This is a genomic window from Streptomyces sp. NPDC090083 (assembly GCF_044747445.1).
Taxonomy (GTDB): domain Bacteria; phylum Actinomycetota; class Actinomycetes; order Streptomycetales; family Streptomycetaceae; genus Streptomyces.
The window spans coordinates 135,914-144,920 of sequence record NZ_JBIVED010000015.1 but is presented as its reverse complement, the minus strand read 5'-3'; the positions used below and the strand labels follow the sequence as shown (position 1 = coordinate 144,920).

General features: G+C 72.3%; 9 protein-coding genes. 4 read left to right on the top strand and 5 right to left on the bottom strand.

Features of this window, described 5'->3' with window-relative positions; genetic code table 11:
* Positions 1–44: 44 nt before the first annotated feature.
* A complete protein-coding gene (locus tag ACIPTO_RS37965; protein WP_401199669.1) occupies positions 45–248 on the top strand; it encodes an MbtH family protein in 204 nt (67 codons plus the stop codon).
* A 65-nt stretch (positions 249–313) separates the two neighbouring features.
* On the opposite strand, the gene ACIPTO_RS37960 is transcribed toward ACIPTO_RS37965, so the two are convergent.
* The 3 genes from ACIPTO_RS37960 to ACIPTO_RS37950 all read right to left on the bottom strand — a co-directional run bounded on the left by ACIPTO_RS37960 (position 314) and on the right by ACIPTO_RS37950 (position 4,999).
* Positions 314–1,390: an iron-siderophore ABC transporter substrate-binding protein gene (locus ACIPTO_RS37960; protein ID WP_366321988.1), complete on the bottom strand. Its 1,077-nt coding sequence runs from the start codon at positions 1,388–1,390 to the stop codon at positions 314–316.
* A 61-nt stretch (positions 1,391–1,451) separates the two neighbouring features.
* Positions 1,452–3,281: an ABC transporter ATP-binding protein gene (locus ACIPTO_RS37955; protein WP_401199667.1), complete on the bottom strand. Its 1,830-nt coding sequence runs from the start codon at positions 3,279–3,281 to the stop codon at positions 1,452–1,454.
* Entirely contained in the window at positions 3,278–4,999 is a 1,722-nt protein-coding gene (locus tag ACIPTO_RS37950) for an ABC transporter ATP-binding protein (RefSeq protein WP_401199665.1), read from the bottom strand. The genes ACIPTO_RS37955 and ACIPTO_RS37950 overlap by 4 nt, the downstream gene beginning before the upstream one ends.
* A gap of 227 nt (positions 5,000–5,226) precedes the next feature.
* Here ACIPTO_RS37950 and ACIPTO_RS37945 point away from each other — a divergent pair, with 227 nt between their 5' ends.
* Positions 5,227–5,871 carry a DedA family protein gene (locus ACIPTO_RS37945; protein ID WP_366321982.1) on the top strand — a complete coding sequence of 215 codons (645 nt, stop codon included), beginning with the start codon at positions 5,227–5,229 and terminating at the stop codon, positions 5,869–5,871.
* 65 nt (positions 5,872–5,936) lie between these two features.
* Here the strand turns inward: ACIPTO_RS37945 and ACIPTO_RS37940 are convergent, their stop codons facing one another.
* Positions 5,937–6,464 (bottom strand): gamma carbonic anhydrase family protein, encoded by a 528-nt coding sequence (locus ACIPTO_RS37940; RefSeq protein ID WP_366321980.1) that lies wholly within the window; start codon positions 6,462–6,464, stop codon positions 5,937–5,939.
* Positions 6,465–6,572: 108 nt separating this feature from the next.
* Between ACIPTO_RS37940 and ACIPTO_RS37935 the strand changes: the two genes are divergently transcribed.
* Complete coding sequence (locus ACIPTO_RS37935) at positions 6,573–7,370, top strand: acyltransferase (RefSeq protein WP_401199662.1); 798 nt, start codon at positions 6,573–6,575, stop codon at positions 7,368–7,370.
* Between the two features lie 80 nt (positions 7,371–7,450).
* Here ACIPTO_RS37935 and ACIPTO_RS37930 read toward each other — a convergent pair whose 3' ends face one another.
* Positions 7,451–8,308 carry an EamA family transporter gene (locus ACIPTO_RS37930; RefSeq protein ID WP_401199660.1) on the bottom strand — a complete coding sequence of 286 codons (858 nt, stop codon included), beginning with the start codon at positions 8,306–8,308 and terminating at the stop codon, positions 7,451–7,453.
* Positions 8,309–8,414: 106 nt separating this feature from the next.
* Here ACIPTO_RS37930 and ACIPTO_RS37925 point away from each other — a divergent pair, with 106 nt between their 5' ends.
* Positions 8,415–8,999: an XRE family transcriptional regulator gene (locus ACIPTO_RS37925; RefSeq protein WP_366321974.1), complete on the top strand. Its 585-nt coding sequence runs from the start codon at positions 8,415–8,417 to the stop codon at positions 8,997–8,999.
* Positions 9,000–9,007 lie beyond the last annotated feature (8 nt).

The window sequence follows — 9,007 nt, the reverse complement described above, 5'->3', positions numbered from 1 at the left end:
CCGACTTACCCCCGTCCGCAGCAGAGAGGCAAGGAATCCCCGACATGAGCAACCCCTTCGAGAACCCCGACGGCGTCTACTCCGTTCTCGTCAACGACGAGGGCCAGCACAGCCTGTGGCCCGACTTCGTGGACGTACCGGCGGGCTGGACCGTCGTCCATGGACCGGCCGCACGGCAGGAGTGCCTCGACCACATCGAGGCCAACTGGACGGACATGAGGCCGAAGAGCCTGGTCGACGGGGCCTGAGCACACGAAAGGGGGGGCGGGTCCGAGATGTCCTCGGACCCGCCCCCCTTTCGTGCCGCCCGACGTCAGGAAGCCGGCTGCTCCACCTTCGTCGACGTCTTGCCGTCCACTGCCGCCGCGAGCTGCGGCACCATGTGGTCCAGGACGTAGGGGATGCTCAACACCGTCGACAGGGACACCGCGTTGCCGTAGTCGCTGGACTCCTTGATGAAGACCTCGCGGCCCTGCTTCACCACGTTCAGGTCGCCGTAGATCTTGTCGCTGTGCAGCTTGGTGACGGCCGTGGTGGTGTCCGGCACGATCCACACCGCGACCTTCTGGTCGAGCAGGTCGTAGCGCTCCTTGCTGATGTTCGCGCCGAACGTGTCACCGATGACCTTGTCGAGGTCCTTCGGCAGCGAGAAGCCCAGGTCCGACAGGAGGCGCGACCGCGGGTCCTGGCTGCCGTAGACGAACACGCCCTCGTACGGGGTCGCCATCACGGCCGTCGCCCCGGCGAACGCGGGGTTGGCCTTCTTGGCCGCGGCGAACTTGGCCTCGACGCCCGACACCAGGGTCTTGGCCTCGGCGGACTTGCCCATCGCCTTGCCGATCTCCTCGGTCTGCTGCTGCCACGGCACGCCGTAGTCGTTGTAGGCCTTCGGCTGGGCGACGACCGGCGCGAACTGCGACAGGCTCTGGTACTGGGCCTTCGTCAGACCCGAGTAGACCGCCAGGATCAGGTCGGGCTTCAGCGCGGCGATCTTCTCCACCTGCGGGCCGGTGCCGGTGTCCTTGAGGACGGTCGGCGCCGGTGAACTCCCCAGCTTGTCCGTGGCCCAGGGGCCGATCGCGCCCTTGTAGCCGCCGAGCCACTCGGTCGTGCCGACGGGCACCGTGCCCAGGGCGAGGACCGCGTCCTGGTCGGTGAGACCGACCGTGACGATGCGCTTGGGCTCGGACTTGATCGTCGTGCTGCCGAACTTGTGGGCGATCGTCACCGGGAAGGCGTCCGCGGAGGCCTTCGAGTTCGACCCCGAGGTGTCTGAACTCGACGACGAGGAACCGGAGTCGGAGGAACCACAGCCGACCGCCGTGACGGCCAGCAGGAGTACGGAGGCGAGCAGGCCGGACAGCCGGGCGGCTCTGGTGGCGCGGGGCATCGGATGATCCTTCTGTTCGTCGCGATGGGTTCGGCGGGGGGTGACAGTCATCGGCGGGGGGCTAGTGGGCGTCGGGGGCGGCCTCGGTCGGGCGGCTGCCGGACCAGGCCTGCCACAGGGCGGCGTACTGCCCCTGGGCGGTGAGGAGTTCGTCGTGCGTGCCGTTCTCCACGACCCGGCCGGCGCTCAGCACGACCACCCGGTCGGCGGAGGCGGCCTGGCTGAGCCGGTGCGCCACGACCAGCGCGGTCCGGCCGCGCAGCGCCTGCTCGGCGGCCTCGTCGAGCTGCCGCGCCCCCGAACTGCCCGCCTCCGCGGTCGCCTCGTCGAGGACGACGACCGGAGGGTCGGCCAACAGGAGTCTGGCAAGGGCGAGTTGCTGCGCACGGTCGGCGGTGAGCCGGTGACCGCCGTCGCCGACGACCGTGTCGAGGCCCTCCGGCAACGCCTCGACCCAGCCGAGCGCGCCCACCGTGCCGAGCGCCTCCCGGAGTTCCTCGACGTCCGCGCCCGGACGGGCCAGCCGCAGGTCGTCCGCGAGCGGCCCGGCGAAGACGTGCACCTCCTGGGTGACGAGTCCGACCAGCCGACCGGCCTCGTCCGGCTCCGCGCCGCCGACGTCGATGCGGCCCGACTGCGGGCTGTGCAGCCCCGCGACCAGTTTGGCCAGCGTCGTCTTGCCCGCACCGGTCGTACCGACCAGCGCCACCCGCTCCTTGGGCCGGATCTCCAGGCCGACGTCGTGCAGCACCGGGCGGCCCTGCACATACGCGTGGGAGACACCGGTCAGCGTCACGGACGGCGGACCGCCCGCCGTCGTACGGTCGTCCGCGCCCGCGGCGGCCACGGTCGCGGGCTCGTCCACGACCCCGACGAGCCGGGCCAGTCCGGCCGTTGCCGACTGGGCGTCGTCGAGCAGCACCAGCGCGGTGTTGACCGGGCCGAAGAGGCTGTGGAAGTAGAGCGCGGCGGCGGTGGCCGTACCGACGGACGCGGAACCGTCGCGCACCAGCAGGAAGCCGGTGACCAGCACGGCGGACAGCCCCAGGTACTCGGCGATGTGCAGCCGGCTGTAGAAGCGCAGCATCAACTGCACGCCCCGCATGGTCAGTTCGACGGCGGACCGCGAGCGCTCGGTGACGCGTCGGCTGTGATCCCGCTGGAGCCGGTACGCCCGTACGGTCCGCGCCCCGCCGATCGTGTCCAGCAACTGCTGCTGCTGGCTGCCGGTGGCGATGCGCTCCTTGGCGTACAGGGGAACCGCGTTGCGGACGTACCAGCGCGCGGTGTGCGCCTGCACCGGCACCGCGATCAGCGCGGCCAGCAGGAACCGCCAGTCCAGCAGGGCGAGCGCGCCGAGCGTCAGCACGATCGACAGCGCGGACCGCGCCAGCTCGGGCAGCGCCCCGCGCACGGCGTCGGCGACTCGTGAAACGTCCCGTGTGACGCGGGAGTTGAGGTCACCGGAACCGGCCTTCTCCACCCGGTCCAGCGGCAGCGACAGGGCCCGCTCGACGAACAGTTCACGCAGCCGGGCGAGCGCGGTCTCGCCGAGCCGGGATATCAGCGACATCCCGAGCGCGGTGGTCACGCCCTGCACCACCGCCACCCCGGCGAGCGCGACCACCGGGTAGGTGAGCGCGTCGGGGGAGCGGTGCTCGGTCACGACGTCGACGATGTGGCCCAGCAGCGGCTGGGTGAGCAGTCCGACGGCCGTGGCGACCACCATCAGACCGAACCCGGCGACGGCCAGCCCCCGCTGCGGGCGCAGGAGTTCACGGACCGCGGCGCGGGTGCGGGCGGGGGTGGCGGTGGGCAGGAGGGCGCGGTCCGGGTCCGCGTGCCCGGCCGCTGCCTCTTCGCCCGCTGTTGCCTGGGCTCCCGTCGTCATGCCAGTACCGCCGTCCGGTAGGTCGCGTCGGTTCGTACGAGGTCCGCGTGGGTGCCCTCGGCCCCGACGCGGCCGGCGTCGAGCAGGATCACGTGGTCGGTGACGGCGAGCAGGGCCGGGCTGTTGGTCACCACGATCGTGGTGCGCCCCTCCCGGAACTCACGCAGGCCGCTCGCGATCCGGGCCTCGGTCACCGTGTCGACGGCGGTGGTCGGATCGTGCACGACCAGGACGGGCGGTTCCGCGCGCAACGCCCGTGCCAGCAGCACGCGTTGACGCTGCCCGCCCGACAGCGACCGGCCGCCCTCGCCGACGCCGGTCGCGGTGCCGTGCGGCAGGGAGTCGGCGACCTCGTCGGCGCGGGCGGCGGCCATGGCGCGCTCGGTCCGCAGACCGGACCCGCCGTCCGCCGCAGCGCTCCCGGAGTCCTCGTCCGGTGTCACGTTCGCCGCCAACGAGCCCTCGAACAGCGCCGCGTCATGGGTGGCGACCAGCACGGCCGCCCGAAGTCCCGCCGGATCGAGGCGAGTCAGCGGAACACCGTCCAGCTCGACCGAACCCGACTCCGGGTCCGTCTCCCGCCCGAGGCACCGCAGCAGGGCCTCGGCACCGGCCGGGTCCGTCACCGCGATACCCGTCAACCGCCCGGCGGGCAGGTCGAGATCGAGGCCGTCGAGGCCGCCGAGGCGCACCCCGCGCAGCCGCAGTTCCCCGCGCACGGGCTCGGCGACCGGGTCGTCGCCGTCCACCACCGCGTGCCCGGTGGCCAGTACCTCCGCGACCCGCGCGGCCGAGGCGCGGCCCTGCGCCAGCTCCGCGTTGACCCAGGCGAACGTCTCCAACGGCCCCAGCAGGAAGAGCGCGAGGCCCACCGCCGACACCAACTGCCCCAAGGTGAGGGATCCGTCGAGGGCGAGCCGCCCGCCCACGAGGGCGATCAGCGCGATGAACCCGCCGGTGAGTGCGAGCACGAGCCCTGTCTGCCAGGACTCGGCACGCGCCGAACGCAGCGTCGCGGCAAGGGAGATACGGCTCGTGCGGCGATACCGCTCGACGGCGGCGTCCTGCGCGCCGAGCCCCTTGAGTACCCGCAGCCCGGCCACCAGGTCGGCGGCCACGCCCGAGGCGTGGGCGGCCTTGTCCTGCTCGGCCTCGCTGCGGCGCTCCAGCGGCTTGCTCAGCAGATGCCCCAGCCACAGCAGCACGGGCGTGCCCAGCAGCACGATCAGCCCGAGTGTCACGGACGTCAGCAGCAGCGCGACGGCGGCCACGGTGACACCGGCCATCGCCCACATGCCGCTCATCAGCGCCATGTTGACCGCGCCGACCCGCTTGGCGTCCTCGGTGGCGACGTTGGCGAGTTCCCCGGGCAGCCGGCCCTCCTCGGCGCCGCCACGGGCGTCCAGCACCCGGTCCACGATCGCCAACCGGAGGGTGTGCGCGGCCTCTTCGGCGCCGCGTTCACCGGCCTTGGCGCCGAGCCGGAAACTCCACGACAGCGTCACGTACATGACGGCCAGGACGCCGAGCCAGAGCGCCAGCCGGCCGGCGTTCTGCCCGTCGACGGCCTGGTCGATCAGGACACCGATGAGCACCGGCACCAGGGCTTCCCCCAGTTGGTGCACGCTTCCGAGCGCCGAGCCGAGCGCGACGCGCCGCAGCTGTCCCTTGACCGAGCGCGTCAGGACGTCCCGTCCCGACAGTTCCCCTGCTCCCACCAGCCACCCTCCGGAAACCGCCGAACTTAGGCAAGGCTACTCTAAGTGAATCTCGGGTAGGTGACGCCCTTTCGGGCCGCCCGGGACGTAACGGAGCGGTTTCGATGCGGTCGTCCGAGGGGCGCTGCCGTTCGATGCCGGGCGGTAGGCTTCCCGGGTGCGCCCGTTCCACGCTTCGCGGCGCACGCCGGCAAGTCAGACAGTCCGCGCGTTCAGGAGGACCGGCGTTGCACGTCCAGGAATGGCTCGACTCGGTTCCGGCGGTGGCCGTCTACGCCGTGGTGGCGCTCGTCATCGGGGTGGAGAGCCTGGGCATCCCGCTGCCGGGCGAGATCGTCCTGGTCTCGGCGGCGCTGCTCTCCTCCCAGCACTCGGGCATCAACCCGTTCGTCCTCGGCGCCTGCGCGAGCCTCGGCGCGGTGATCGGCGACTCCATCGGCTACGCGATCGGCCGCAAGGGCGGACGCCCGCTGCTCGCCTGGCTGGCGGCGAAGTTCCCGAGACACTTCAGTGAGGGCCATGTGGCCACCGCGGAGCGGTCGTTCGAGAAGTGGGGCATGTGGGCCGTCTTCTTCGGCCGCTTCATCGCCCTCCTCCGCATCTTCGCGGGCCCCCTCGCGGGCGTGCTCCACATGCCCTACTGGAAGTTCCTGATCGCCAACGTCCTCGGCGGCATCGTCTGGGCGGGCGGCACCACGGCGGTCGTCTACTACGTGGGGATCGTCGCCGAGGACTGGCTCAAGCGCTTCTCGTACTTCGGCCTCGCGGCGGCGGTCCTGGTCGGCCTGGCCTCCATGCTGATCGTGCGCCGCAGGGCGCAGAAGATGTCCGCCGAGCAGAACGAACCCGAACCGGTGAGCGCCGCCGAGTGAGGCGCCCCTGAAGGGGTGCGGGGAACTGCGCGACCAGCCGCGACGCACCCGCACCCGCCAGCGGTCTACTCGTGCACTTCGCGATGCGCCTTCGCCAACTCCGCGTACATCGTTCCGTTGAGGGTCAGCCCTTCCCGCTCCTCGGAGGCCAGCTCCCGCCGCACCTTCGCGGGCACACCGGCGACCAGCGACCCGGCCGGCACCACCATCCCCTGCGGCACCAGCGCCTGCGCCGCGACCAGCGAACCCGCCCCGATCACCGCCCCGTTGAGCACCGTGGCCCCCATCCCGATCAGGCAGTCGTCCTCGACGGTCGCGCCGTGCACCACCGCGTTGTGCCCCACGGACACCCGCTCCCCGACGCTCACGGGGAACCCGGGGTCGGCGTGCAGCGTGCAGTTGTCCTGGATGTTGCTGCTCGCCCCGACCGAGATCCGCTCGACGTCACCGCGCAGCACGGCCCCGTACCAGACGCTCGCCCCCGGGCCCACCGTCACGTCCCCGATCACCGAAGCCGTAGGAGCGACGAACGCCGTCTCGTCGACCTTCGGTTCCCGGCCGCCGATGCCCGTGATCAACGCCTTGTGCGCCATCGTGCTCTCCCTCTCGTCGAAGACACCCGCACGCTACGTCATCCGGTGGGGCGAAGATCACAGCGGCCCGACCGCATGGGCACGGCTCGCGCTGAGTACCGTGAGCGGGTGCCCAAGCGCAAGAACACGTTCTCGAAATGGCCGCGCCACCTCGCGCAGCGCGCCGTCCACACCGGCTGGGCCTGGGTGCAGCGCACGGGCTCGGTGACGGCCGAGAACCCCGGCCGTTTCCACTTCGGCTCCATCGGCGAGGCCACCCGGCTCGCCTTCCCGCTGGGCACGGTCTTCGGCGAACCCTGGATCCACCTCGGCTCCCACTGCATCGTCGGCGAGCAGGTCACCCTCACCGCCGGCCTGATGCCCGACCTCGACCTCGGCCCGGACCCGATCCTGCGCCTGGGCGACGGCGTGGTCCTCGGCCGCGGCAGCCACGTCATCGCCGACACGACGGTCACCATCGGCAGCGACTGCTACTTCGGGCCGTACGTCTACGTGACGTCCACGAACCATTCCTACGACGACCCGCACGAGCCCATCGGCAAGCAGTGGCCCCGCATGGAACCCGTCGAGATCGGCTCGGGCTGCTGGATCGGCACCGGCGCGGTGATCCTGCCGGGCGCGCGGATCGGCCGGAACGTGGTGGTGGCGGCCGGTGCGGTGGTCCGGGGCACGGTCCCCGACCACGCCGTGGTGGCGGGGGCGCCCGCCCGCGTCGTGCGCCGCTGGACCCCGGCGGAGGGCTGGCAGCCGCCGCTCCGCACCCCCGCGCCGGTGCCGATCCCGGCGGATGTGACCCCGGACCAGCTGCGCGCCCTGGCGGACCTGGACGAGGCGGGCGCGGCGCGGCTCGCCGAACTGGACGACAACGCCATCGCGAGACTGGCGGAACTGGACGCGGACGCCTGACCGGGCAACTTGCAGCGGGTCAGCGGTAGTTGACGCCCGGCACGGGGACAGCACCGGGGCGGCCCGACTCCGGACCGTCCTCACCCCGTGGCCAGCAGCAGTGTCCCCACCAGCGCCAGCCCCGCCCCCGCCGCCTGGATCATCCGCAGCCGCTCGCTCAGGAAGCCCCGCGCCGCCAGCGCCGTGACCACCGGATACAGCGAGGCCAGCACCGCGGCCACCGTCACCGGCCCGTGCTGCGCCGCGATCGAGTAGGTCCCGTTGGCCGCCACGTCGGCCAGTCCCACGAAGGCCAGCGCCGGCAGCGAGGCCCAGGGGAAACCGCCCTCCGGCAGCGCGGCACCGCCCCGCCGTACGGAGAGGCGGAGCGCGGCCCCGCCCGCCGCCACGTTGGTGAGCCGCTGCACGAACAGCGCGAGGAACAGTCCGGTCACCGTCGTCGACGCCTCGGCGATCAGGGCGAACACCGTGCCGAAGCCGAGCGCGGCGACCAGGGTCAGCAGGACCGCCTGCCGCTGCACGGGCGCGCCCCGCAGCTGGGGGCCGCCCGCGAGGACGACTCCGGTGACGGCGACCGCGATCCCGGCCGCCTGCGTCAGGCCCGGCCGCTCGCCGAGGAACAGGCCCACTCCGACCGGTACGGCCACGCTCAGCGTCGCGAGCGGGGAGACGACACCCATCGGTCCCAGGGCGAGTGCCTTGTAGAAGCTGAACAGCGCGACCGGCCCCACCAGCCCCGCCGCGAACGCGAACCACAACCGCGGCCCGGCCTCGCTCCAGCCTCCGGTGGCCAGCACGACCGCGCCGAGCACGGCCGCCGCGATGCCCTGCGAGACCACGACGACCGTCAGCGCCGGACTGCGCCGGGTGAGCAGGCCGCCGCCGAAGTCGGCCAGCCCCCACAGGAGGCTGGTGGCCAGGGCGAAGAATGCTGTCACGGGGTGCCTCGCAGTACAGTTCGGTGAACGAGCGGGTGCACCACACCGTAGTTCGATCAATTGAACTCTGTCATCCATAATATTGAACTGAAGGTACAGGCGGAACGTGTCGGACCTCGACCTGCTGACCCAGTCCCTGGCGCGCAACGTCAAGCACTGGCGCTCCGTGCGCGGCTTCACCCTGGACGTGCTCGCCGCCCGGGCCGCCGTCAGCCGGGGCATGCTCATCCAGATCGAGCAGGCCCGCACCAATCCCAGCATCGGTACGGTCGTCAAGATCGGCGACGCCCTCGGCGTCAGCATCACCACCCTGCTCGACTACGAACAGGGCCCGAAGGTCCGCGTCGTCCCCGCCGAGCGCGCCGTACGGCTCTGGCACACCGACGCGGGCAGCTACAACCGCCTCCTCGCCGGCACCGAGGCCCCCGGCCCGCTGGAGATGTGGGACTGGCGGCTGATGCCGGGGGAGTCCAGCCCGTCCGAGCCCCACCCCACCGGCACCGTCGAACTGGTCCATGTCACCTCGGGCGAGCTGACCCTCACCGTGGACGGCGAGGACCATCTCGTCCCGGCCGGCGCGAGCGCCACCTTCGAGGCCAACACCCCGCACACGTACGGGAATCGGGGCGAGGAGCCGATGGAGATGATGATGATGGTGTCGGTGCCGCCCGTGCGCGGAGACACCCCGTGAGCTGCGGC